At 67.5% G+C, this 25,078-nt stretch carries 22 protein-coding genes; 9 read left to right on the top strand and 13 right to left on the bottom strand.

Annotated elements, in window-relative coordinates; translation table 11 throughout:
* Positions 1-67 precede the first annotated feature (67 nt).
* Positions 68-757, top strand: coding sequence for an FAD-dependent monooxygenase (locus ACOQPP_RS00940; protein ID WP_420635665.1), 690 nt, complete (start codon positions 68-70; stop codon positions 755-757).
* Positions 758-1,130: 373 nt separating this feature from the next.
* Here the strand turns inward: ACOQPP_RS00940 and ACOQPP_RS00935 are convergent, their stop codons facing one another.
* Positions 1,131-1,886, bottom strand: coding sequence for a porin family protein (locus tag ACOQPP_RS00935; RefSeq protein WP_420635664.1), 756 nt, complete (start codon positions 1,884-1,886; stop codon positions 1,131-1,133).
* 306 nt (positions 1,887-2,192) lie between these two features.
* Between ACOQPP_RS00935 and ACOQPP_RS00930 the strand changes: the two genes are divergently transcribed.
* Positions 2,193-4,637 (top strand): Ig-like domain-containing protein, encoded by a 2,445-nt coding sequence (locus ACOQPP_RS00930; RefSeq protein WP_420635663.1) that lies wholly within the window; start codon positions 2,193-2,195, stop codon positions 4,635-4,637.
* A gap of 39 nt (positions 4,638-4,676) precedes the next feature.
* Here ACOQPP_RS00930 and ACOQPP_RS00925 read toward each other — a convergent pair whose 3' ends face one another.
* From ACOQPP_RS00925 to ACOQPP_RS00885, 9 genes are all read right to left on the bottom strand, one after another.
* Positions 4,677-5,096 carry a hypothetical protein gene (locus ACOQPP_RS00925; protein ID WP_419164356.1) on the bottom strand — a complete coding sequence of 140 codons (420 nt, stop codon included), beginning with the start codon at positions 5,094-5,096 and terminating at the stop codon, positions 4,677-4,679.
* 253 nt (positions 5,097-5,349) lie between these two features.
* Positions 5,350-6,660, bottom strand: coding sequence for a toxin-antitoxin system YwqK family antitoxin (locus tag ACOQPP_RS00920; protein WP_420635662.1), 1,311 nt, complete (start codon positions 6,658-6,660; stop codon positions 5,350-5,352).
* A 53-nt stretch (positions 6,661-6,713) separates the two neighbouring features.
* The gene (locus ACOQPP_RS00915; RefSeq protein WP_420635661.1) at positions 6,714-8,384 is read right to left on the bottom strand and encodes an AMP-binding protein; all 1,671 of its coding nucleotides are present in this window, start codon (positions 8,382-8,384) and stop codon (positions 6,714-6,716) included.
* 352 nt (positions 8,385-8,736) lie between these two features.
* Positions 8,737-9,030 carry a hypothetical protein gene (locus ACOQPP_RS00910; protein WP_419164353.1) on the bottom strand — a complete coding sequence of 98 codons (294 nt, stop codon included), beginning with the start codon at positions 9,028-9,030 and terminating at the stop codon, positions 8,737-8,739.
* A gap of 163 nt (positions 9,031-9,193) precedes the next feature.
* On the bottom strand, positions 9,194-10,378 hold the full coding sequence (locus tag ACOQPP_RS00905) for an InlB B-repeat-containing protein (RefSeq protein WP_419164352.1): 1,185 nt from the start codon (positions 10,376-10,378) through the stop codon (positions 9,194-9,196).
* Positions 10,378-13,452, bottom strand: coding sequence for a leucine-rich repeat protein (locus tag ACOQPP_RS00900; RefSeq protein ID WP_420635660.1), 3,075 nt, complete (start codon positions 13,450-13,452; stop codon positions 10,378-10,380). Before ACOQPP_RS00900 ends, ACOQPP_RS00905 begins: the two co-directional genes overlap by 1 nt.
* A gap of 283 nt (positions 13,453-13,735) precedes the next feature.
* Positions 13,736-13,909, bottom strand: coding sequence for a hypothetical protein (locus tag ACOQPP_RS00895; RefSeq protein WP_419164350.1), 174 nt, complete (start codon positions 13,907-13,909; stop codon positions 13,736-13,738).
* 288 nt (positions 13,910-14,197) lie between these two features.
* The gene (locus ACOQPP_RS00890; RefSeq protein WP_420635659.1) at positions 14,198-14,395 is read right to left on the bottom strand and encodes a hypothetical protein; all 198 of its coding nucleotides are present in this window, start codon (positions 14,393-14,395) and stop codon (positions 14,198-14,200) included.
* 161 nt (positions 14,396-14,556) lie between these two features.
* Positions 14,557-15,690 carry an ATP-binding protein gene (locus ACOQPP_RS00885; RefSeq protein ID WP_420635658.1) on the bottom strand — a complete coding sequence of 378 codons (1,134 nt, stop codon included), beginning with the start codon at positions 15,688-15,690 and terminating at the stop codon, positions 14,557-14,559.
* Positions 15,691-15,867: 177 nt separating this feature from the next.
* Between ACOQPP_RS00885 and ACOQPP_RS00880 the strand changes: the two genes are divergently transcribed.
* On the top strand, positions 15,868-16,689 hold the full coding sequence (locus tag ACOQPP_RS00880; RefSeq protein ID WP_419164348.1) for a hypothetical protein: 822 nt from the start codon (positions 15,868-15,870) through the stop codon (positions 16,687-16,689).
* 453 nt (positions 16,690-17,142) lie between these two features.
* Here ACOQPP_RS00880 and ACOQPP_RS00875 read toward each other — a convergent pair whose 3' ends face one another.
* The gene (locus ACOQPP_RS00875) at positions 17,143-17,370 is read right to left on the bottom strand and encodes a hypothetical protein (RefSeq protein WP_419164347.1); all 228 of its coding nucleotides are present in this window, start codon (positions 17,368-17,370) and stop codon (positions 17,143-17,145) included.
* Positions 17,371-17,564: 194 nt separating this feature from the next.
* Here ACOQPP_RS00875 and ACOQPP_RS00870 point away from each other — a divergent pair, with 194 nt between their 5' ends.
* The 3 genes from ACOQPP_RS00870 (at position 17,565) to ggt (ending at position 19,933) form a co-directional block, all read left to right on the top strand.
* Complete coding sequence (locus ACOQPP_RS00870; RefSeq protein WP_419164346.1) at positions 17,565-17,774, top strand: type II toxin-antitoxin system HicB family antitoxin; 210 nt, start codon at positions 17,565-17,567, stop codon at positions 17,772-17,774.
* A 76-nt stretch (positions 17,775-17,850) separates the two neighbouring features.
* Complete coding sequence (locus ACOQPP_RS00865; RefSeq protein WP_419164345.1) at positions 17,851-18,006, top strand: type II toxin-antitoxin system HicA family toxin; 156 nt, start codon at positions 17,851-17,853, stop codon at positions 18,004-18,006.
* Between the two features lie 49 nt (positions 18,007-18,055).
* Positions 18,056-19,933: a gamma-glutamyltransferase gene (gene ggt / locus ACOQPP_RS00860; RefSeq protein ID WP_420635657.1), complete on the top strand. Its 1,878-nt coding sequence runs from the start codon at positions 18,056-18,058 to the stop codon at positions 19,931-19,933.
* 427 nt (positions 19,934-20,360) lie between these two features.
* Here the strand turns inward: ggt and ACOQPP_RS00855 are convergent, their stop codons facing one another.
* Positions 20,361-20,549 (bottom strand): carbonic anhydrase family protein, encoded by a 189-nt coding sequence (locus ACOQPP_RS00855; protein ID WP_420635656.1) that lies wholly within the window; start codon positions 20,547-20,549, stop codon positions 20,361-20,363.
* A complete protein-coding gene (locus tag ACOQPP_RS00850; RefSeq protein ID WP_420635655.1) occupies positions 20,485-20,733 on the bottom strand; it encodes a carbonic anhydrase family protein in 249 nt (82 codons plus the stop codon). Before ACOQPP_RS00850 ends, ACOQPP_RS00855 begins: the two co-directional genes overlap by 65 nt.
* A gap of 156 nt (positions 20,734-20,889) precedes the next feature.
* On the opposite strand from ACOQPP_RS00850, the gene ACOQPP_RS00845 reads away from it, so the two are divergent.
* From ACOQPP_RS00845 to ACOQPP_RS00835, 3 genes are all read left to right on the top strand, one after another.
* Positions 20,890-21,243 (top strand): DUF5674 family protein, encoded by a 354-nt coding sequence (locus tag ACOQPP_RS00845; protein WP_419164342.1) that lies wholly within the window; start codon positions 20,890-20,892, stop codon positions 21,241-21,243.
* A gap of 20 nt (positions 21,244-21,263) precedes the next feature.
* The gene (locus ACOQPP_RS00840) at positions 21,264-21,626 is read left to right on the top strand and encodes a hypothetical protein (protein ID WP_419164341.1); all 363 of its coding nucleotides are present in this window, start codon (positions 21,264-21,266) and stop codon (positions 21,624-21,626) included.
* A 396-nt stretch (positions 21,627-22,022) separates the two neighbouring features.
* Positions 22,023-25,076, top strand: a complete 3,054-nt coding sequence (locus ACOQPP_RS00835; RefSeq protein WP_420635654.1) for an amidohydrolase family protein — start codon at positions 22,023-22,025, stop codon at positions 25,074-25,076.
* The last annotated feature ends 2 nt before the right edge of the window (positions 25,077-25,078 follow it).

The following is a 25,078-nucleotide window of genomic DNA, read 5'->3' as shown; positions in this document are numbered from 1 at the left end:
GGGGTCCGTCATTCGTCGCGCGCTCCATCCGTCGGAGCCGCCGCCGCGCTCGTGCGGCATCGTCGGGGTGCGGGGCGCGTCCCGCGCCGCGGAGCAGCTGGGAGACCTCTCCGGGGTCATGTACCTGGGCCCGGGACTCGAATCGGCGCTCATTCGCTCGAGCGACACCGGGGTCTACTGGTTTCCGTCATTCGCCCGCGAGCTCGTTCCATCCGATACGCGCGATCCCGAGGCCATCGTGGCCCACTATTCGCCGCGCATGGACGCGACCTTCCGGGCCGTCACGTCCAGGACCGAAGAGTTGCGCTGCGACGAACTGGCCGACCGCGACCCGCTGCCGCGCTGGAGTGAAGGCGTCGTGACGCTGCTCGGGGACGCCGCGCACCCGTTGCTGCCGCACACGGGCCAGGGCGCGGCGCAGGCGATTGTCGATGCCGTCGCCCTCGGCCAGGCTCTCGACGAGGGCCCGAACGTGGAGGACACGCTGCGGTCGTACGAACGCGAGCGGCGCCCGAAGACGGCTGTCCTCCTGGCTCAGGGCCGCTGGACCGCGAGGGTGATGCGCATGACGAACCCCATCGCCTGCGCCCTCCGCGAGGCGGCGATCCGGCTCGCGCCGGCCAGACCCCTCATCAGGACGTACGCAAGGCTCAACCGACGCGGCCAGCGTGCGCTGACGCCGCTCCGGTGGAGAACTTCGATCGCCATGAAAGGTCACGTGCCGGTTCCTGCGCCCCGCATCGTCGACGCACAATAAAGAACCCGGCTGTCCATTTGGGAAGCCGACGCCCTCACCCGTGGGGAACATGACAGCCTGCTTCCGGGCCCGGAGCGGTGTAGTCCTTACGGACGACAACCGTACATTCGTTCCTCCAGGGCCCTGGGTCCTGACCTTCCCACCCTTAAGAACGAACGTGACCCGGCTCACGGGTTCGGCGCGTGTTCGTGCTTGCGCCAAGCATCCTCCACCGCCCGTACGAACGCAACCGGGCGGCCCCTGCCCCCCTGCCATGATCCCTCGTCAAGGCGGCAATACCACTGATGCGGGGCGCGACGCGTCGGCGGTGCGTTGGGCGGCTTCTCACGACAGAGGTCGGCCGCACGGCGGGGTCGCGACCGACGAAGCAGCCTTACCCGATCGCGAGCACGAGCCCGCTCTGGAAGACCACTTGCCGGGTCTTGTTCCCGTCATCGTCGATTTCGGAGAGACCCATGGCGTAGATCAGGTCGAGCCCCAAGCCGAGCGAATCCGACAGCTTCAGCTCGAACCCCGCGCCAAAGGCGAGTCCGAAGTCGCTTGACGTGACCTCGCTGACCCCGTCCTCCCCGCATGCCACTCCCGTGTCCTCCGCCATCCCGGTCCGCCCCGAAGGAACGCGGTTGGGAATCCCCGGAGGGACGGGAGGGCGGGTGTTCTGAGCCTCGTGTGTCGTCACAGCCACGTTGCACGAGAGGTTGAGGGCCAGGTAGGGCCCGGCGAGGAGGCCGAAGTTGAGACTCCCCTCCTGGGCGTCGGCGCTCAGCCGAATAAGCGTGGAGAATTGCAGGTAGTCCAGCTCGGCCATTGCCTCGGCGAGCGTCCTGCCCACGGTGATCGACGGCGGCACGTCCGCGCCGCCGCCCTTCTGGGCCAGCCCCAAGCCGATGCGTACGCCCAGGCCGCCGCTCAGCGGGATCCCCGCGTCGATCCCCGACACGACCCCGTACCTGGTTTCCTTGAACGCGGATGCCCTTCGGGCTACCGATTCATCGCCGGACAGGGTTGCGGCGCCGATTCCGCCCCTGAGGCCGATGGTCGTCTGCGCGCCGAGCGGCGCGGCCGCCAGCGTGAGGACCAGAGCCACGACGCGGGTGGCGGCGAGCATGGAACAACGACCTGCGGACATGGCGTCTCCCTCCCTGCGGATGCGATTCGTTTGCGGCCAAGCGGCGGCCCTTCCACTCCCCATTCTCGAAGCTCGTCGTCCCACGGTAAAGCACCTGGACGCGATTCGGGTCTCGCCGTGCGGACTCCCGAGTTTCCTCGTACTCCGTGCCAACGTACGCAAGCAGGAGGTCCGGCGCCCCGCGGATCGGCTGCCACGGCCTGTGGCGGGCGCCCGTTCGATGTGACGTCGGGGACGGGGCGCCCGTCATCCTTGATGAGGCCAGGTTGCATGAGCGATCCGGAACGCAGCCTCGGGAGGAGCTTCATGCGCTGTCGCTTGCTTCTCGGTCCAGCCGTCCTGTCCGCGCTGTCGTGCGCCGACGCGGCGGATCCGGCCGCCCCGCCACCGGAGCCTGCAGTCACCGTGACGCCGGCGGCCGACACGCTGGTGATCGGTCATGCGCTCCGGCTGAGGGCGACGGTCACAGGGGCTGGCGCGCGGGTGACCTGGACATCGAGCGACGCTTCGGTCGCGGCGGTCGATGCTTCGGGGCTCGTGACGGGAGTCGCCGACGGAACCGCCACGATCACCGCCTCGAGCGGAACCGTCCAGGGATCCGCGGAGATCAGGGTGGCGACCGCCGATTGGGTGACTCTCGCGACGTTCTACCACGCGACGGACGGCCCGAATTGGACGCTAGGCTACCTCTGGCTGACCGAGGCCCCGCTGGACAGTTGGCGCGGAGTTACCACCGACGAGCATGGCCGGGTCGTACAGTTGGCACTTCGAGGGAACGGGCTGACCGGCTTCATTCCTCCGGAACTCGGCAACCTCGCGGCTCTGGAATCAATCTCTCTGACCGGCAACCGTCTCTCGGGTCCCCTCCCGCCGGAACTCGGCCGTCTCGCAAACCTTCGCAACCTGGTGCTGTGGAACAATGAACTGACCGGAACCATCCCGAGGGAACTCGCGAACCTGCCCGAACTGCGTTTTCTCACGCTCTCGGGAAACAATCTGACCGGTTCTATACCGCCCGAACTGGGCCGTCTCACGCATCTTCGGGGACTCTCCCTCGAATCCAACGAGCTGTCCGGTCCGGTGCCGCCGGAGATCGGTGAGCTGGCGAACCTCACGCACCTGGCCGTGACGCACAACGCCGGGATGTCCGGTCCGCTTCCATCCACCTTCGAGAACCTTCGCCAGGTGCGGGCGCTGCTGGCCGGCGGCACCGGGGTGTGCGCGCCCGCCGATCCCGGCTTCCAGGCCTGGCTCGAGACGGTCCCCAAGCGTCGGATCGCATCGTGTGCGGACGCGGTTGAACCGATGGCGTCTCTGACGCAGGCCGTGCAATCGCATGCGTACCCGGTTCCGCTGGTCGCGGGCAGGAGAGCGCTGCTGCGCGTCTTCGTGCTCGCCACAAGCCGGACGACCGCGGTCATCCCGCCGATTCGAGCCCGCTTCTTCATCGACGGCCGGGAAGTGTATGTCGGGGACATTCCGGCGGGATCCAGGCCGATTCCCACCGAGTTGCAGCAACGGAACCTGTCGTTGTCGGGCAACCTCGAGGTGCCTGGATCCGCGGTGCAGCCCGGTCTGGAAGTCGTGATCGAGGTCGATCCGGACCGCACGCTGGCGTCCGGCATCCTGCGGACGAATCGGATCCCGGCCGCCGGCCGCATGACGATCGACGTGCGGGAGGTGCCGCCGATGGACATCACCTTGATCCCGTTCCTCTGGACCGGCAGTACCGACACGACAATCGTGGACATCGTGCATGCCATGGCGGCCGACCCGGAGGGCCATGAGCTGCTGGGGGATACGCGCATGATGCTGCCGATATCCGAGCTTGCGGTCACCGCACACGCACCCGTCAGGACCAGCAACACAAAAAGTCGCGAGTTGCTCCAGAAGACGGAAGCGATCCGCACGATCGAGGGTGGAGCCGGCTACTACCTGGGCATGATCGACGACATCGACGGCGGGGCCGGGCGGGGGTACATCTCCGGTCGATCGAGCATTGCGGAACCGATCGCTTCGACGATCGCACACGAATTCGGCCACAACTTCAGCCTCTATCACGCGCCGTGCGGGGGTGCAGGCGGCACTGACCCGTCGTATCCCCACCCGGACGGTATCATCGGAGCGTGGGGATACGATTTCCGCATCAACGCGGTGGTATCACGACTGGCCCTCGACTTCATGTCCTACTGCGAATTCGACTGGGCCAGCGACTACCACTTCACCAACGCGCTGCGCTTCCGGATCTACGACGAAGAGCGCCGGACCGGGGCGTCCGGGGACGCCCTGTTCGTCTGGGGCGGAGTGAACGCCGACGGCGAGCCGTATCTCGATCCGGCGTTCGTGGTCGAGGCGCCGCCTTCACTCCCCGAGTCTCCCGGCGAACACCGGGTTACCGCCCGTACGGCAGACGGCGACGTGCTCTTCTCGTTCAGCTTCGCCATGCCCGACGTGGCCGATGGCGACGGGAGTTCGTCATTCGCCTTCGCGATACCGGCGCAGGCCAACTGGGCGGGGAACCTCGCCAGCGTGACGCTGACGGGTCCTGGCGGCATCGCCACACTGGACCGAGGCACGAATCGGCCGATGGCCATCCTGCGCGATCAACGCACCGGGCGCATTCGGGGCATCCTGGACGTGTCGGCCGCAGCACTTGGCCGGCCGGATCTCGCGGCCACCCTGTCTGGAGAGCCGGGACTCGAAGTGCTCATCAGCCGGGGCCTCCCCGCCACGTCGGAATGGCGTCGCTGAGTGCAGCATCCCCGCCGGAGGAGATGGCTCCGCAGGGGTTCACCAAGGTTGTTTCTGCTGGTCGCCCAGCTGCCGTGCCGCCAGAACACGGAGATGGTCGCGAACCGCCTGCTCGCTCAGAGTGGTGCGTCGCCGACACTCTCCACTCCACTCGAAACCGTGGATCCCGGAGACGGCGAACGCGCCCGCGATAATGGCGGAACCGATGCGGTGCTCGTCGTAGGCCTCCTCCGTGTCGAACGCATCACGCGAATCCCCCCAGATTCCCGCAGCCTGTCCGAGGTGGCCGAATCCGACGAGGCCATCGATGACGGGAGCGGCAACGCTGCGGGTGCAGTCGCCACGCGCCACCGGCCCCTCGGCCCCGGGCGGTCGTCGCATGAAGAGCATGGAGCATGCGCTGACGAGCGGGGCGATGACGAGGATGACGGTGAGCGTGGCACGACGACCTCCGGACATGGGGTCTCCCTCTTCGAGCATGTGATCCGGGTGTTGCCGGTCACCGAGTTTCGTGCGCCGAATAGCCTCTCCATGCAGACGACCGATCCCCGAGGCAAGTCACCACCTCCGCCGGGGTTGGGCCGGCACCGTACAATCCATTTGCGTCAAGCGGCCGACGGCGGAGGGCTGGCTGGAGAATGGGGCGAATTCGTGGGAGGCCCGCCGCCCGAATACGGCGTAGCCCTGACGCCCGCCATGATCCTCCGGGACCTCAACCGTGCAGTGCGGGGCGCGTCAGCCCCAACAGGTGGGCACACTCGAACACGACTCTTCTCGCCAGTTCCGGATCGGGGATGGCGGCGAGGGAACCATAGTCTGATTTGAGCTCGCCGCGCCGATAGATCTGTACGCCGTTGATCGTCGTTCCCCGCGGCCGGCAGTAGATCGTCAGGCCATGGAGTTCGTTGGCAACGTAGGAGGACTGGCTGACGCGTCCGTTCGACTCCCAGCGAAGCCAGTTTCCTTCCGCAATACGCCGCACGATAGACCCTTCGTGGGTGGTCCCGTCCGGGAGCCAGTATATCCAGTAGCCATGCGGCATCGTGAGGCGAAGCGGGCCCTCGTCGTCGTTGTACCAGGGTCCTCTCGCGATGGTCCCGTTTTCCGCCCATTCCATCCAGTCGCCGCGCTCCTTCCCGTGCTGCATGAGCCCTTCGTGCTCTCCTCCTCTGCTGCGACGACGTGTCCAGTAGCCGTGCTCCCGGCCATCGAAATACGGGCCTTCCATCGAAAGCCCCGAATCAAACCGGGTGACCCAGCGTCCGTACCGTTTCCCGTCGATCAGGAGCCCCTGAGCCGTGTGGTCCGGCCGGTAGGGTTGGGCTCCGGGTCGATAGGTGTAGCGGGCCGATCCCCTCCCCTGAGCGTACCCGTTGGAACACTCCCCGCTCCAGGTCACGGTCGGATTGGTGTGCCTCTGGACCCACATGTAGCATCCCGGCGGATTGGCCAATTCCATCCAGCACGGGTATGCGCTGGATCCCCGCGGGCAAACCTCCCTGCGGTCGACGGAAGAGGGCGCGGGTGGGGCGTCGTCGTCCACGAAGTTGAAGTCCACGCTTCCGGTCTCGAACCGCGGCTGGTGCTCGTGGAAGACGAAGATGTACTTCGTGTCGGTCAACGTCTCACCCGGGGCGACCAACTCGCCCTTTCCCGTTCGCTGGATGAGTCCGGCGACATTCCCCCACGCGTTCAGGCCCGGATGACGTCCGGCCTCGGGCCAACTCCAGTCGGTACAGGGCGGATCCTCTGACGCGATCCGGTAGTCCGCCACCAGGTGATCGAGCCATCCCTCCGACCCGTTGTACAACAAGAAGTCCAACTGCCACACGTCGACGGGCTGGCCGTGGTTCGGCCGTTTCTCCGCGTACGAAACCGCCGTCTCGCGCTCCTCCGAAACGTTGCACGTACCGGCGCCGGACTCGACGAGCCGAGCCATGCCCCGCAACTGGATCCCGACCGTGTCATGCAGGACCTGCGCGTGGACACCCGGCGCCGCGAGCGCCAGCAGCGCCACTGTCACCAGCCGCACAACGTTCGTTGGAACCAGCCTGGGCACCGCCTGGATTCGGATCCTCACCTCCGGAGTCTGAACCGCTGGATCTTCCCCGTCGCCGTCTTCGGCAGTTCCGCCACGAACCGGATCCAGCGCGGGTACATGTAACGCGGGAGACCCTCCTGGCAATGCGCAACAAGTTCCGCCGTGAGCGCGTCCGCGGCCGGTTCGGCGCCCACCGTCTCCTTCAGTGGCTCGGTGAGCACCACGTGCGCCTCCGGCTTCACCAGACCGTGGTCATCCTCGCGGCCCACGACGGCCGCTTCCAGCACCGCGCGGTGCTGCATGAGGCGGGCCTCGATGTCGAACGGGGAGCACCAGATCCCCCCCACCTTGATCATGTCGTCGGCGCGGCCCTGGTAGTGGAACCAGCCCTCCGCGTCGCACACATACTGATCGCCCGTCCGGAGCCAGCCGTCCACGATCGAGCGTCCCTCCAATTCGGGACGGTTCCAGTAGCCGGGCGTCGTCGAGTCTCCGCGGATCTTGAGTTGTCCCGCCTCGCCCGGGCCCGCCTCTACCCCGTCCTCGTTCAGGATCCGCGCCTCGTAGCCGGGGACGACCCGGCCCGTGCTCCCGGGCTTCACCTCTCCCGGTGCGTTCGAGATGAAGATGTGGAGCGCCTCGGTGGAGCCGATCCCGTCCAGGATCTCGAGCCCCGTCGCCGCCTTCCAGCGGCGGAACAGGTCGGGTGGCAGCGCCTCGCCCGCCGAGACGCACAGCCGCAGCGAACTCAGATCTGGAGCGCCCCGCCCCGCCATGCCGCTGCGGGCCGACCCTCCCCCGGCGGCGCCGTCGTCCACGGCGCCGCCACCCGCCGCCCGCGCCAGGTCCAGCGCCTGGAGCTGGGCCGCGTACAGCGTCGGCACGCCGAAGTACGCGGTCGGACGCAGCGTCTCGATCGTCTCGAACGTGGTCTCGGGCGTCGGCCGCCGCGCGTCGAGGATCGCGGTGCCTCCCACCCACAGCGGGAACGTCATCGCGTTCCCGAGCCCGTACGCGAAGAAGAGCTTCGCCGCGGAGTAGCAGCGGTCGCCCTCGCCCAGCCCGAGGATTCCGACCGCGTAGTGTTCGCAGGTGGCCGGCATGTCCCGGTGGCGGTGCGGCACCCCCTTGGGACGCCCCGTCGTGCCCGAGGAGTAGAGCCAGAACGCGATGTCCTCCGGCCGGGCCGGCGCCGCCTCCAACTCCGGAGAGGCTGCGGCCACGTCGTCGAGTACGCCGCTCTCCGCCTCAAGCGCGAGCCCGCAGGCGCCGGTGCGCGCCGTCGCCAGACCCGGCACGACCTCCGCCGCGAACTCCGGCGAGTAGACGACGGCCCGGCACCCGGAGTCGCCGATGATGAACGCGAGGTCTCGCGCCCGCATGAGGTAGCTCACGGGCACGGGCACGATCCCCGCCTTCACCGCCCCCCAGAAGAAGTGGAAGAACTCCGGACAGTCCTTCACGACCATCAGCACGCGGTCGCCCGGCCCCAGCCCGAGCCCGAGCAGCGCGTTCCCCGCCTGCCCCACCCGCCGCGCGAGTTCGCCGTAGGTGACGCGCGCGCCGGCCTGCTCAATCGCGACGTTGTCGCCCCGCCCCTCGGCCAGGTGCCGGTCCACGTACCACGCCGCCGCGTTGAACCGCTCCCCGTACGTGAGCTGCGCGGGAGACGACGAACGATCGATGGTTAGCCGGGCCGAATTCATGCCTGCCAGTCTACGGTCGATTGCGGAGACGAGCGTCCTCGCGGTTCACGATGCGCAGCAGGCCTACACCCGAGAGGTCAGGTACGACGATTTTCCGTCTCCGCAGGAAGAGGCGGAATTCGTGGGACGGGACATCCGCGAACGCGGCCTGCCATCGTCCGCTTGCGTCGTCCGCACGCGCCTGACGTCCCGCGTGGCATCTCCGTCAACGACTTGGCGTTCCTCGAGTGGCGTCCATGGTCATGTCTGTCTCTTCCTCGGGGGTGGATGCTTCCCCAGGCGTCCCCGCCGCAGCCGCGACCATGGATCCGCCTTGTTAGTCTTTAAGGCGCTGATGACTCGGGTCGCGGGGTCACGTATTCCACGGTGTCGCCGTCAGCAGCAGGCGGCCGCGGAAGCCCGGCCGGGGCGGGTCCTCCAGACCATTCTTGTAACCGAGCGGGATCTCGACGTGCATCCGGCCGTCATTGTCTGGATCGGAGAGCGCGACCCGCTTGGTGGCGTTGCCGCTTCCCACTTCGGTCCGGAGGCCGTACCAGACCGCTGCCTTGCCGCCACTCTGGAGCAGGTGCAGGGTGATCGTCTCGTTTAGGAGTGTCTCGCCCTCGAAGTGCTCGTCTAACCAGAACTTCTTGTCGACCTCCAAGAGCGGGACCTCGATTGCTTCTCCCAGGAAGTTTGGCGCCTCAGTGGGACGGGGAAGGCCCCATCGATGAACAACGACGGGAGGATCCCGTAAACGCGTCGGTACTCCAACCTGAAGGGGAGACTGCGCGTGATCGACCTCCCCGGCAGGGGGGCGGGATTGGTCAACGTCCGATCACCCGCTCCGGAGGTTCCGGCCAGAACCCGATGTTGTGCTGCACGTCTCCGTTGTCCGCAGTGTGGATGGTCACATGGCAGAGGGTCGTCCGGTGACCGTTCTCGCCCATGTCGCTCTCGCCGCTGCTGGTCGAGCTTGACACCTGAATGGGCCGGGTCCGCTCCGGGCCCGCCGTGACGTCCACGACTGCCAGCGACGATGACTCGAAGTCGCTGCACACGAAGCTCTCGGCACCGTTACGGGACCGCCAAAAGTGCAGGTCCTCGCCGAATGCGGAAGTACGCGGGGACCACATCGTGGATTCCCGGCCCCCTATCGCGGTGGGCAGGCGCTGTTCGCCGATGAATGTGACGGAGTCGGTGGCCGTGTCCGTCACCCACAGTCCCCACCACTTCCCCCGGACGCCCGTCCCGCTCGGCCCCGCCCGTAGTTCGAACCTGTAGGCTCGCCCCTCCACCCACTCGTACCGGATCATGATCTGATGGCATTCGCACTCCGCGTTGCGCGGATTCACGAGCCCGTCTGTCCGGGCCGCGTCCGAACCCCAGATCGAGAAGTTGACGACCTTCCCCCAACGCCTTCGGCCGCGGATCCGGAGGTGACCGTCCGACTGGAATCCCGCGTACCCGAATCCGACCTCCGGCGAGGAGTTATGGAGCGCGAAGGTGTACGCGTAGTAGTGCAGGAGGCTCTTTTGACGGAGGCTCTCGGGCGGATCGGCCACTGGCACGAAGGTCCACGCCAGGCTTTCGTACCCGTAGCCCGGAAAGCCATAGTTTGTGTAGGTGTTCCCCGGGCCCCACTTGCCGTATTCCCGGTTGACCGAGAAATGGGCCGAGACTTCGTGTTCTCCGGTGATCTCCATCTGGTACACCGAATCGGTGGAGAGCGTCGTTCCGTTTTCGGCCCAACGGTCGAAGTCGTAGCCGGGGTTGGGGATCGCAATCAGCGTGGTGGTGACCATCTGTCCCGCCGCCAACTGCCACAACCCACCGCCGGAAATCGTCCCTCCGTTCGTCGGCACTGATTTGATGCTTACCGAGCGGACGCCGAATTCGATCGGGGCCGGTTCGGACGGGCCATCAACGCACGCGATGGCGCTGACCACAAACAGGGCGGCTCCAGCGCGGACCCGCCGGTTGATGTCAAGCGACTCGATTGGGATCCCCATCACTCCGTTCGCTGTTTCATGTGGGTCACGTTCGGCGAATCCCAAGCCCGGTTCGGATGCCATCGGCCATCCCACAACGATTGGCCTTCGAGCGCGGCTTGGCCCCCAGCAAGACCGCGACCAGCATTCACCGGCGCCAATCCTCCCGTCCCCGGCGCCGGTTCTTCCAATCGCGCCGCCATGTCGGGCTCCCCGTCCGAGGCATCGCCCGAGGTCGTGAAGAGGACCAGCGTGTCGGCCGCAACCAGATGCACTCCGATCATCGGCTCCAGAATCAGGGGTGCCGGCCCCATGACGACTGCGGTGCCGGTCTGGCTGCCCGAGTTCATGGTCACCGTGAACTCCTCGCTCGTGGCTCGCCCTCGTTCGATCGTCGCCTTGTCGGTGGACAGCGTTCCTCCCTCCACGGCCAGCGGGATCGTCATGGGGAAGGGCGCCGCCTCCGCCAGGGACAGTACCACCCTGGCCGGCCCGGGGGCCGCGAGATCCGGCGTATCCGTCCTTTCCAACCGGACATCGAGGGGGAAGGGCGTGCCCGGATTAAAGCCCAGATTGAGGTAGCCCAGCTCCGAAAGTCCCGCGAATACTCCGTCGGACAGCTCGGCAAGATGGTTGTGCGCCACAGACAGGGATTTCAACGCCGCGAGGCCGGAAAAAATCCCCTCCGGCAGCTTGGCGAGCTGGTTTTCGGCAAGGGACAACTCCTCCAGCCTCGTGAGCCCCGAGAACACTCCCGGCGGTAATTCGGTCAGTCGGTTGTCCCACATGATCAGTTTCCTCAGGAGCGGAAGGTCCACGAGCACGTCTTCCGACAGCTCCGTGATCTGGTTTCTGTAGATCCACAGCTCAACCAGCGCGGGAAGGCCGGTGAAGACACCGCTTTCCAGCGCGCCCAACTGGTTGTCTCTCAGGATGAGTATTTGGAGACGCGATAGCCCGTCGAACACTCCCGGCCCGAGATCCCGGATCCGGTTCTCTTCCAGCGCCAGACCCTGCAATCCGGAGAGCCCCGAGAACACGCCGGGCTCGAGGAGGACAAGGCGGTTTTGATGCAGGTGCAACCATTGGAGTCCGGAAAGGCCGGCGAAAGTGCCGCTCTCGATCTCGGCGATCCGGTTGCCGCCGAGGCGCAGTGTCACAAGACCCGGAAGGCCGTCGAACAGGCCGTTCGGCAGTCCTTGAAGCCGGTTGTCGTCCAGGTACAAGACTTCGAGACTGCCGAGGTTCGCGAACACGTCGGGCGGCAGCCCGGTCAACCGGTTCTCGTGGAGCGGCAATATCTCCAGGCCGCCGAGGTTCGAGAACACGCCGGAGGGCAGCTCGGTCAGTCGGTTGTCCGAGAGATACAGTTGCTCCAGGTCGCCGAGTTCGGAAAACACCGCTGCGTCCAATTCCGCCAGCCGGTTTCTGTACAGAGTGAGAATCCTGAGTCGGCCCGGCCCGGCGAAGATCCCTGCCGGCAACGCGTCCAGGCGGTTATCCCCAAGGTGAAGTTCTTCCAGGTTGTCGAGATCCGCGAACAGCCCCGCTGGCAGTTCGTGCAGCTCGTTCCGGTACAGCCACACACGCTCCAGCCGGGAAAGCCCGGAGAACAGATCGGGCGGGAGCCGGGTCAGTTCGTTGTCGGCGACCGCGAAGACTTCCAGCCGCGGTAGTCCCGACAAGAGCCCGCCGGGGAGTTTCTTCAGCCGGTTGCGGTCCATGATGAGGACTCGCAACTCGGTCAGCCCGGAGAAGATGCCCGCCGGGAGTTCGGTCAGATGGTTGTCGGGCAGCCACAGCTCTTTCAGTTCGGTCAGCTCCAGGAAGTCCCCGGCGCGCAGTTCGGTGAGGGCCTCTCCGGTGCCCGTGCTCGCGCTCGAGGGCGGAGGCGCTGGCGCCATGCGCGTTTGGGCTACCGGCGAACATTCCGTAAGCTCCGGCACCGGGAGCCCGCTGCTCTGTCCACGTAGGGCGGACCTCTCCCGAGGGCTGCAGCCGCGGCTCCGCGCTCCTTCCGCCCCGCGGAGATCCGACGCCACGTTCGAGCCCTGCGGCGCGGGCCCCCGCAGGTCGAGCGCAGCTATCGCCGCCAGATGAGAGCCTGCCATCGCGTGGCACCGGTCTACCGCCGTGATGGCCATCAGCTCATCCCGGACCCGCGGCGTTCGGTCGCACACGCCCTCTTCGATGGTCGCCAACGCGACAGTGGAGGAACCCAACCGGTAGCCCGCCCCTTCTGCCGGCGTATCGAGCGAAACTCCGAGGACCTCGCGCGTCGGGTCGACTTCGCCGTCATCCCGGACCGTGATCTCGAGCGTTGCACGCCCTGATCCGGCCTCGAATCGAATCGTACCGCCGGTCCCGGCGTCGTGGTCCGTTTCGTCCGCGTCGTCGGTCCGCGGGTCGTCGTCTCCGCCGATCGTGTAGCCCACTTCGAGTGCCGATTCGGGTGCCGGGCGCGCTTCCAGTTCCACGACGACCCTCTCGCCCTCGAGGACGGTCACCGGACCCGTCAGGAACTCTACCATCGGGTCACCCGGACGATCCACGGTGGCGGAAAAGCCCTGTTCCACGGAGAGGCCCCCGGGGTCGCTCGCCGTGACGGTCAGCGACGCGGTGCCGTCGGAAACGGCGACGACGGTGACGGTTGCGCCTTGAACGGAAGCGGTCGCCACGTCTTCGTCCGAAGTGATTGCCTCGAAGGTCAGGGCGTCGCCATCGGGATCGGCGAAGTGTCCGGAGACATCGATCGTGACCGTGTCTCCACCAAGCAGTTCCAGGTCCGCAATGTTCCCCACGGCTTCCGGCGCGCGGTTCGGCACCTCGACCCTGAAGCTCTGCCGTGCCGAGAGGCCAGTCGGATCCGTCGCCGTCACCGCGATGGCCGCCTCGCCCTTCGCTACCCCGGTCACGACCGCGTTGCTCCCCGACACCGAGGCGGTGGCCACGCCGGCGTCGGAGGTCTGAGCCGAATAGGTCAGCGCATCTCCATCCGGGTCATTCAGGTAGTCGGACAGGTCCACCGTGGCGGTTTCTCCCACGTCCACGGTCTGGGCGGGGATCGTCCCGGTTGCGACTGGCGAGTTGTTCACCCTCTCGGGGTCGGTTGTCCCGTCTCGACATGCGGATGTGAACAAGGCCGTTACGACCAGTCCCACCGCCGTGGAGGCCGAGAGGCGTGCGAACCCCCGTGACCGAGTGCAGGAGCCGGGTATGATTTCCTGCCTCTTGCTTCCGGTAAAGTCTCTCTGGCTCATTGGAGCTGTCCCGCTTTCACGGACGGTTGATTTCTGTGGATGATCATCTCCGGTGCTGTTCCCTTCAGTCCCTCTCAGGCGCTCGGGAGAGGTTCCGGGCGGACACCTCCGGTGCGCCTCAGGCTGCATGGTTCCTCTCGTAGTTGGCCGGCGACTCGTAGCCGAGGGCCGGGTGAAGCTCGCGCGTGATGTAGAAGCCTTCGATGAAGCCGAACACCTCCCGCCGCGCCTCGGCCGCGGTGCGGAACGAGCGCCGCCAGATCAGCTCGCACTCCCCATCGATGCACTTCAAATGTGCAGCGCCGATTGATGGAGCGAAAGAAGCAAGAGTGTATGGATAGTGACGTATAATATATGATAACGAGTCGTATTGTGTGGTACGGCTGCGACACTATGGAAGCGGTACGGGCGGAGAGGGCCCGCAGGGCGGACCGGCCGGGATCCCTGTTGGCCGGTTACCGCGTCGATGAGCGTGAGACGATGAGGGCAGCAGAGGATCGACGACTCGCGCCGCCTGCGTCGACGCGATCGCCTTCGGCGGCTCCTGCCAGGCCGGGAAGATCGTCAACGCGGAGGCGGCTTAGCGAGACCTCGAACCGAGCGATATCCCCGCAAGCATCGACGGGAAGATCCCGTACACGCCTCGGTACTCCAACCTGAGGCGGAGACTGCGCGTGATCGACAGGTCGCCGGCGGCGATCAACAGCGGCGCCAGGCCGATGCCCGTCTCCTCGTTGGGCATCGTGTCGGTTCGGTATACCGTGGCCCCCAAACCCAACAACCCTTCCAGCCTGCGGCCCCTGAAAGAACCTGCGCGCTGCCGACACTTCCCCGCCTATTCTGAGTGAAGAATCCGATTGGAGGACGAGTGCGGCCGCAGAAATCCTGTACTCCCAGGCCCCGGGAGCCCATGACAGTCCGGCCAGGAAATACATCTCCTCAGGCTGTCGTCCGGCTCGCGGGAAGGTCACGGGTTCCGCACACGGTGAACTCCGAGCCGCCGCGGCGGATGAGGTAGGGTTCCCTGGCCACCGGGACGACCACGTAGTTGCGGCCCAGGGGATAACGCCGTCTCAGGGCCGCGATGGCGGTTCGCGTGACGTGGTCCGCGTTGATCTTGCATTCGAACGCATCCAGGCGACCGTCCTCGCGGCGCACCACGAAGTCGACTTCCCTGCCCGACTTGTCGCGCCAGTAGAAGATGTCGTCGTCCAGATAGCGGAACCGGAGAGAGTCCAGGACGAGGTGCTCCCACAGCACGCCCCGGTCCTCCTCCCTGATCCTGCTCCAGCCACGCTCGAACGTGACGAAGCCGGTGTCGAAGGCGTAGCACTTGGGGCGGCTCACGATCTCGCCGCCGCCTCCGCCGCGGAAGGGACGGAGGAGATGGACGGCGTGCGCAATCCGCAGCGCTTCGACGTACGTCTTGACGGTCGGTCGGCTCAGCTCCGTGAGGCGGGAGAGACGACTGTAGTCGACCTGTCCCCCGCTCCACCTCAGCAGAAGTCGAAACAGCGCCAGGAACCCCTGGCGGTTGCGAACGCGGAACAGTTCCAGGATGTCCCGGGCGTAGAAGCTGTCGATCCACTCCGCGCACAACCGCGCCGACTTCGTCTCCGCCAGCAGCGGTTCCGGCAGCCCGCCGTGGAGCAGCCGGTGATCGAAATCCGCGCGCGCGAACGGTTCGGCGCACTCCTCCCACAGCACCGGGCACAGGTGGACCGCCAGCTTCCGGCCGGCCAGCGAATCCCGGAACTTCCCGGTGGCCGCGAGCGTGGACGATCCCGTGGCCAGGATCTTGAGCGTTGGGTCCTCGTCGGCCGCGATCTTGAGGAGAAGGCTGGGATCCGGCAGACGGTGTGCCTCGTCCACGACGAGGACAGTTCCCGGTGTGAGCCCGCCGAGGAAGAGTTCGGGGTCGTCGAGTCTCCGGACGGTGGAAGGAAGATCGCAGTTCAGGTAGACGGCATCCGGCACCATCCGGGCGAGGGTCGTCTTCCCGACCCGTCGCACCCCGGACAGCCACACCAAGGGCCTTTCGGCCCACGCTCGCCGGATTCTCTCCAGCCACATGGGACGCTGAACCATAAGCCTATTTTACATTTAGTCGTACCATCCGGCAAATGCGGAAGCAAGCTCGACTGGACTGTTCGCCCTTCCCGGAGCTGCGCTGGGCGAACCCCCCCCGCTCTGGGGACTCGTAGGTCACGGCAACGTGACAACATGGGCACATTGCCGGGAGTGAAGTTGATGCGACATCACCTGGTTGTACCCTGGGTAAGTCTGACGCTCCTTGCTGGCTGCGCCGACGCGCGGTCGCATGCCGAACTGATCTCGGACGCGGCTGCGGATGTCGACGCGATTCGCTTCGAGCGCGCCATGGCCCGCTACGACTCGGCTCGCACCGCCTCCCCCGACGACGCCGAGGCTAAGGTGGATGGATCGATCGGGAGCTGGGGGTACGATTTCCGGGACGGCGGCAGCCTCGTTCCGCCGACGTATCGCGACCTGATGTCCTACTGCAATCCCCGCTGGATCAGCGGGCACCGTTTTTCCGAGGCGGAGGCCTCCTCCTCTGTGGATGGCGGCGTTTCCCGCTCGCTCCTCTTGTGGGGGGGCACCGACGCGGCCGGGCGGCTCTTCCTCGAACCCGCGTTCGTGGTTGAGGCTCCACCGGCGCTGCCGGAGCCCGGCGGCGGCGAGTTCGAGATATCCGGTCGGACCAGCGACGGTGAGGTGCTGTTCGCACTGAGCTTCGACATGCCGGAGGTCTCCGACGGGGACGGGCGATCCTTCGCCTTCGCGCTGCCCGTGCAGGCGGGCTGGGAGCGCCGGCTTGCGTCCGTTATGCTCTCCGGGCCGGGCGGCAGCGCCACTCTGGACGGAGACACGGACCGGCCCATGGTTATTCTGCGCAACCCGCGGACCGGGCAGGTGCGGGGCTTCCTGCGCGAGCTGCCGCCCGCCGCCCTGGCCGGGGGCAGGGTAGCGACAGATGCCATATCGCCGGAGCCGGGCCTCGAGGCGCTCTTCAGCCGTGGCCTTCCGGACCCCGGGGGCTGGCGACGCTGAGCCGACCGGCCAGGGTCAGCGGCCCCTGCCTGGCCGAGTTCCCATGCTTCTCCGCGATCCCGGTCCAGTGCGACGAAAAATACACGAACACTTCGGGGAGCGCGTTGCCCCGAGCTTCAGCCCGCCGTCATGGTGTTCCTTCTGGTTGCCGTGATCCAGGGCCCGGGGTATGCGCTCCACGGACGCGGCGAAGGCCGCGACCCCGCGGGGGGAGGTGAGGCGCACGAACCGAATGTGAGCCCAGCGTGGATCGGGAAGGGACGCGATCATATTGCGTCGCTTCCGAGCATGCTGCGTGATCGTCCAGCCGAGCAGCGAATCATTCTTCCGCCAGATCCTGAGCTCGGACCAGAACCGCTCCTGGTTCGTTCCCCAGACCAGTTCCCGGGATCGCCAGCGGTGCCACGAGCGGCGAAGCAGGCGCCAGACGAGGAGCCGCAGCGGCAGATCGAGTCACACGACGGTATCGAGGCGCGGCCAAAGGATCCGCCGGGAGAACTTCTCATACGAGCCCGCGACGACCCAGCGCCGTCCCCGGGTCGCCTCTCGAATCCGGCGCTCGAACTCTTCGGGATCCGCCTGGTTCAGGCCGACCCATTCGGGCAGCCAGTTGAGCGCGTCCAGTTCGACAAACGCCGCCTCCGACTCGACTCGGCGCCCGGCGTGGCCGCCTCGACTCAATTGCCCGACGTCCTTCCGAGCCGTCCCAGCGACGGTGCGAAGTGTTCTTGGCGTCATGATTCACACTCTCGAAATGGGCGACCGGCTCAGATCGGAAACCTGATCGGGGAAGGCATCACTCGCCCCGTGCGTTGGCCGCCGCGCGCGGGGGCGGCTAGAATGGCATGTACCATTAAGGACAGGGGTTTCGGTCGATGAAAACCTATACTGCCGTCGTGGAGCGCTGCCCGGATACGGGCCTTTACGTCGGCTACGTTCCCGGCTTCCCGGGGGCGCATAGCCAGGGCGAGACGCTTGAGGAGTTGAACGGCAACCTCAAGGAAGTGATCGCTCTGCTTCTGGATGAGGGACCGCCTGCGTTCGCGGGCGAGTATGTCGGTACTCAGACCGTAGTCGTGACCTAGCGTCGGGTGCCGCCGGTCCCCGTCCTCAAACCGCGTCAAGTCATCGCGATCCTCACCACGCTCGGCTTCAAAGGAAGTGCGGCAACGCGGGTCTCACAAGCGGTTTCGGCATCCCGATGGCCGCGCGACCACCGTACCGGTCCACGGAGGCCGCGACGTGTCACCTATCCTGCTTCGTCGCATCGCCCGCGATGTCGGCATGCCGGTTGACGAGTTCGTCGAATACCGCTGATCGGGAGAGCCGGAGGGCGGGCGTCCAACTCCTGGGGGGTCACTTCAAGATGCAAGATGCACGCAGAGTCGATACCGGACGGCCAGGCTGGCCGGCTTTCCGTGGCGGGGCCCTGCTCTCGTTCGGTGCAGCCCTCGCGCTCCTGGTCCTCGGGGTCGGCGGCTGCCAGTCCGACAGCACCGAAGGCGGAGCGGCGGGCGGCGGCGCGAGCACCACGGCCAGCGCCTTCGTCGAGGCGGGTGGTGCCTTCCCCGAAGGGTGGCCCTTCGCCGCCGAAGACGCCCCCGTCTCGGCCACCGAGGGCATGGTCGCCTCGACCGACGCATACGCGTCGCGCGTCGGCGTGGAGATCCTCGCGGCCGGTGGCAACGCGGTCGACGCGGCCGTCGCCACCGGCTTGGCGCTCGCCGTCGTGAACCCGGAGGCCGGCAACCTGGGAGGCGGCGGGTTCATGATGATCCGCCTCGCCGACGGCACCGTCTTCGCGCAGGACCACCGTGAGAAGGCGCCCTTGGCGGCCACCCGCAACATGTATCTCGACGAGGACGGGAACGTGACCGACCTCTCAGTGCGGGGCCACCTGGCGGCGGGCGTGCCCGGGACGGTGTCGGGGCTGTGGGAGGCGCACCAGCGCTTCGGCACGCTCGAGTGGACCGACGTCGTGCAGCCCGCCGTCGATCTCGCGAACGGCTTCCAGGTCACCACGCGCCTGGTCTCGACGCTCGACGCGGCTCAGGAGGGGATCCGCGCCTTCCCCCGGAGCGCGCGCATCTTCCTCCCCGCGGACGCCGTCCCCGCCATCGGCGACACCTTCTCCCAGCCGGAGCTTGCCGGCGTCCTCACGCGCCTCCGCGACCAGGGACCCGACGACTTCTACCGTGGGGAGACCGCCGCCTTGATCGCGGCGGAGATGGAGCGCGGCGGCGGTATCATCACGCTGGAAGATCTCGACGGCTACCAAACGGTGTGGCGCGAACCGGTGGCCTTCGACTACCGCGGCCACACGGTGCATTCGATGCCGCCGCCGTCTTCGGGCGGCCTCGCGATGGCCGCCATCGCCAACATCCTGGAGCGGTGGGACCTCGGCGCGATGGGGTGGAACAGTCCCGAGACGATCCATGTGATGGCCGAGTCCTTCCGGCGCGCCTACGCCGACCGCAATGAGTACCTCGCCGATCCGGACTTCGTGGAGCTTCCCGTCGAGGAGTTCCTCTCGGAGGCGTACGCGGACAGCCGCGCGGCCACGATCTCCACGGAGCGGGCGACACCCTCCGCCGAGGTCGCGCCCGGGATCGACGCCTTCCTCGACGAGAGTCACACGACCCACTACTCGGTCGTCGACGGCGAGGGGAACGCGGTCGCGGTCACGACCAGCATCAACTCGTGGTACGGCGGCAAGGTCGTCGTGGAGGGCGCGGGCTTCTTCCTCAACAACACGATGGACGACTTCGCCGCCAAGCCGGGCACCCCGAACCAGTTCGGCCTCGTTCAGGGCGAGCGGAACGCGATCGGCCCCGGCAAGCGCATGCTGTCGGCCATGAGCCCCACGATCGTCGAGGACCCGGACGGCGGCCTCTTCCTCGTCACCGGAACCCCCGGCGGCGCCACGATCATCACCACCGTGCTGCAGTCCATCTTCAACGTCGTCGACCACGGAATGAACGTCGTGCAGGCGGTCCACGCCCCGCGGGTGCACCACCAGCACCTCCCCGACCTCGTCTTCCACGAATACGGGGGACTCGGGCCAGCCACCGCGGGCGCGCTGGAGGCGCTGGGCCACACCGTCCGCGAGCGCGACCCGGGCCCGCCCGACGCCTACTTCACCGGCGGCATGTCCGGCGACGTGCAGCTGATCATGGCGCTGCCCGACGGATCCTGGACGGGCTGGTCCGACCCCCGCCGCGGCGGGAGAACACTCGGTCGCTAGCTCTGGATTTCAGGATGGTTGCCTCACGCTGCCTCGGCCCCGTGCGCGTCACAACGGGTCTGGTCGCCACGGCCCGCCTGAGCAACGGCGCGAGATCTCGATCAATCATGGGGGTGTCGGTGCCTCTGTGTCGTCCTATGCCAATTGAAAGTCTGATTTTCAATTGGCATAAGGCTTCACAGGGACTTCCAGCAACCACCCACAGGCAGACCTCGGGTCGCGCTCGTCATGAGGACGATCCGGCCATGGGGCGAAGATCGGCCAGCTCATGGCCGACAACGGAGCGGCGTACCCCCTTCCCGCGCCTCGTGGAGGCCACCGGTCACCAATGTCCTTGTTACGCGCAGCTAGACGACGCCACTCTCGCGGGTCACCTCACGGGTGCAGCGCGAGGTCTCGCCCGTTAGGGGCTGCACGGGGCGCGCGTTCATCGGATACAGTGCCGCGAAGACGAACAGGGCGGCGTGGTGAGCGAGCCCTGGTACCGGAAGTAGCCGCGTCCCCCGGGAAGCAGCGTGCCCGGATCGAGCGCGCCGACCGCGGCGGGCGACTCATCCGGGCCGGGAATCGCCTCCCAGAGGCTCTGGATCGTCGGGTCGGCATCGCCTGCCTGCATGAAGACGCCGATTCACGGCGAGGTCTCCCTCCTCGGCCGCATGCACGAAGTGCACCTCCATCGGGGAGGCGGCCCCGTCGACCGTGTGTTCGCTCGGCAGGTGGAAGTGGAACTGCACGAGCGAGGCCGGTGTCCACGACCTCTGCTTCCGTGGCCTGCCACTCGATGTCGAGGCCGCCGGCATCCGCGCCGGCCGGTGTCGCAGACCGCGAAGGACGGGTCGAGCCCGCCCCGGTCAGCCCGTCAAGAGCCCGCGGTGCGGGTCGAGGGGACGGCGATTACGTTGCCTTCTCCACCGCTCACACCTGCTCCGCTTACCACTTTTCCAGGAGGCGACGCCTTGACGGCGGGACGAATCATCTCGCAATCCATCTCCCGCGCCGACCTCACGGCCATGGCCGAGGCCCAGTTCGGCGACTGGATCAAGGGGGTGGTCGACGTATCACGGGGCATCATGGCGGTTGGGGGAGACCTGCACGCGGACGATGAGGCGCTCCTCCTCGAGCACGGCTCCCGTCAGCAGGACCTCTGGGGAATCAACCTGTATCTGGATGAAGAGGGACCGGGCTGGATCGAGTTCGATTCGCTGATCAACATTCGGCCCGGGCTGGGGAACCGCTCCCGCGGCGTCGACGACGAGCGGACGCGCGAGCGCATTCGCGCCCTGGTCGAGTCCCTCGTCATCGCCGAATAGCCGCCGGGGAAGCGCGCGTAATGGGAAGCCCCCTGCACAGGCGGGCCGCAGAGGGCGGCTGGGCCAAGCTCGATCTGGTCGAACAACTCGGAAACGTGGGCAGCGAGGTGGAGCGCGCCATTCGGGCCCACGAGAGCGGGCGAACGGGCCGCTTCGAGGGCGCCCTCGCGCGGGCGCTGGAACTGTTCGACCTGACGGCCGCGGATCACCGCTGGCACGGCCACCGCTGCCAAGAGGTCCTGCGGGCCCGCGAGGAGTTCTGCCGCCTTTTCTTCGATCCCGACGTCCCGCCCGGCTCGGCGGACGGCCTGCGCAGATACTTCTTCGGCTTCGCCTACGCCGCGCGCATGCGCCACTATCGGCGTCTCTCGGACGCCACATAGCAACCCATCCCCCAAGGGGGATGTCCTTGCCTCGGGACCTGGCTCTGCGGACATTCCGCTTGAACTGCGCTGACCGAACGGGCATCGGCGTCGTGGATGCCAAGGTTGCGGAAGCGCCCGGCGACAAGGTGACATGAGGCAAATCGACAGGTTCTCGTCGAGCGGGCCGACGTTGAGCGAAGCCTGGCCCCGTGTGGATGCTGCCAGGTTGTTACGGGGCCTCCAGGAGTTCCTGCTCTTCGTCTTTGTTCTGGAATTCATCTTTTCGGTGCTCCAGTAAGTTCGCACGGACTCAGCCCACCACCGCACCCTCCGCTTCACGCTCGCGTTGGTCTTGCCGAGGGGTAACGGACGTGGCGCATTACCCTCCACGCCCAGAGAACGGAGATGACCCCCATGTCGCACGTACCGGTGCCCCGCCGCCGTCGTTCGTTCAGCGCGCTCACCCCGCTGGCGGCGCTGTTACTCCTGCCCGCAGCGGCGCATGCCCAGGATCGTGACGTTCGCGTCACCGTGTCCGAGGGCACGAACATGGCCGCGACCGTCTCCCCCGACGGAAGCCGGATGGTGCTCGACCTCCAGGGCACGCTGTGGGTGATGGACGCCGGGGGCGGCGAGGCACGCGCGATCACGGACATGTACTACGACGCTCGGCAGCCGCAGTGGGCCCCGGACGGGAGCCGCATCGTCTTCCAGTCCTTCCGGGACGGGCGCTGGCACATCTGGTCGATCCGGCCCGACGGCTCGGACCCGGTGCAGCACACCTTCGGTCCGTACGACGAACGGGAACCGGCCTACTCCCCCGATGGCGGATCGATCGTCTTCGCCTCGGACCGGTCGGGGAACTACGACATCTGGACGCTGGATCTCGGCCGCGGCGTCACGAGCCAGGTGACGGACGCCCCGAGCCACGAGTTCACTCCGCAGTGGTCGCACGATGGCGACGCGCTCGCCTACGCCTCGAGCCGGGACGGTGGAGCCATCGTCGTCAGGGGAACCGATGGCTCGGGGCAGGTCGTTGCCGCGATCCCGGGCGCGGTCTCCCCTGCCTGGAGCCCCGATGGAGGGCACATCGCCTACGCCGCCGTGGGCCGCGGGGAGACGGGACTGTACGTGGCGGCGCTCGAGTCGGGCCCGAACTCCCCGCCGCGGCGCCTCAGCGCGGACAACGCCGATGTCTTCCCCTTCCGTCCCCACTGGGTGTCGGGAGATGAGGTAGTCTACACCTCGGACGGCGTGATCCGGATGGCGGCGGTGGACGGGAGCGGGAGTTCCGACATCCCCTTCGAGGCCACCTTCGAGTTCACGCGACCGGACTACGAGCGGACGCCGCGTTCGTTCGACGAGGCCGGGCCGGAACCCGTGCTCGGGATCGTCGCTCCGGCCGTCTCCCCCGACGGTCGACACGTCGCCTTCACCGCGCTGGGCGACCTGTGGCTGCTCGACCTGGAATCCGGCGCGTCCGGCAGCGCCGGTGACGCGACGCCGCGCCGACTGACGGACGATCCCTTCGTCGACGTGCTGCCCTCGTGGTCGCGCGACGGCTCGAGGCTCGCCTACGCCTCCGACCGGGCGGGCTCGCTCGACATCTGGATACGCGACATGGACACGGGCGCCGAGCGCCGGGCCACCACCGCCCCGGGCGGCGAGATCGCGCCGGTGTTCTCCCCCGCCGGCGACCGGCTCGTCTTCACCTCCGTCATGGGTCTGTCGAGCGCCGTGCAGATGGTGGATCTCGCCACGGGCGACGTCACGACGATCCGCGACGACCTCTTCGCCCCCAGCCGCCCTTCGTTCTCCCCGGACGGGACGACGGTCGCCATGTCCGTCCTCTCCCAGTACTCGACGCGCTTCCGGGAGGGGCGAAACGAGATCCTCCTCCAGCCGCTCGACGGGGGCGAGACGCGCCGGGTCACGGCCACCGAGCACAGGAACATGGGCGTGCGGGTGCTGGACGGCCCGGTGTGGTCGCCGGACGGACGGCGCATGGCGTACGCCAGCGAAGGCGTGCTGTGGCTGGTCGAAGTAGACGCGGACGGGGCCCCGAGCGGCCCGCCGCTGCGGCTCAACAACCACCACACGGACGCGATCTCCTGGACGGGCGACTCCCGCTCGATCATCTATCAGACGACCCGCGGCCTCCGCCGCTACCACCTCGACGACGGACGCTCCGAGGAGATTTCGGTGCAGATCGAGTGGCGGCGCCCCGCGCGGGAGGGCTCGGTCGTCGTCCACGCGGCCCGCGCCTGGGACGGGGTCTCCGACGACGTGGCCGAGGACGTCGACCTCATCGTCGAGGGCAACCGCATCTCCTCCGTCGTCCCCCACAGCGACGCCACCCACGAGGCGGGGGCGGCCAATGGTGGCGAGGTCGTGGACGCCGGCGAGCACACCGTCCTCCCCGGCCTCGTCGACATGCACTCGCACATGGGCTACGGGATGGGCGAGGCGCTCGGCCGCACCTTCCTCGCCTACGGCGTCACGACGATCCGCGACCCGACCTCCGACCCCTACGAGATCGCGGAGCGCCGCGAGTCCATCGACTCCGGCCGCCGCATCGGACCCCGCGAGTTCGCCACGGGCCGGACGATGGACGGCAACCGGATCTACTACTCGGGCGCCGGATCGCTGGGCCCCAACGGGAATCTCGAGCTGGAACTCGACCGCGCCGAGCACCTGCGCTATTCCCTCATCAAGACCTACGTCCGCCTGCCGGACCTCATCCAGCGCCGGATCATCGACTTCGCCCATTCCATCGGCATCCCCGTTTCGAGCCACGAGATCTACCCCGCCGTCGCGCACGGGGCGGACCACGTCGAACACATCTCCGGCACGAGCCGCCGCGGCTACTCGCCCAAGGTGACGGCGATGTACCGCACCTACGACGACGTGATCCAGCTCCTCACCGCCTCGGGCATGACGATCACCCCGACCATGGCTCTCATGGGCGGCTGGTGGAAGTCCGTCGGAGAGGATCCATCCTGGACGACCGACCCGCGCTTCGAGGCCGTCTTCCCCGAGGGAATGGCCGAGGCCATGGCCACCCGCGCCGCCGCGCGAGGCCGAGCCAGCGGCATCGACGACATGCTCGCCGACGCCGGCCGAACCGTGACCCGCGTCGTCCGGGGCGGAGGCCGCGTCGTGGCCGGCACCGACTCCCCCATCATCCCCTTCGGCGCCGCCCTCATCGCCGAGGTCGAGAACTACGTCTGGGGCGGCCTCACCGAGGTCGAAGCCCTGCGGACCGCGACCTCCGTCGCCGCCGAAGCCCTCGCTATGGAAGGAGAAATCGGAACTCTCACCGGCGGGGCGCTCGCCGACATCCTCATCGTCGAAGGCAACCCGCTGGAGAACATCGAGGACCTCCGCCGCGCGAGAATCGTGATCAAGGACGGCGAGGTCTTCCGGCTCGAGGATCTGCTGACGCCGCCGAGGGTTCTGGTGCCCTGAGC

Source organism: Candidatus Palauibacter sp. (assembly GCF_965222475.1).
In the GTDB taxonomy this organism is placed as follows: domain Bacteria; phylum Gemmatimonadota; class Gemmatimonadetes; order Palauibacterales; family Palauibacteraceae; genus Palauibacter.
Note: the sequence above shows the minus strand (reverse complement) of the source record. Positions and strands in the feature narration are given on the sequence as shown.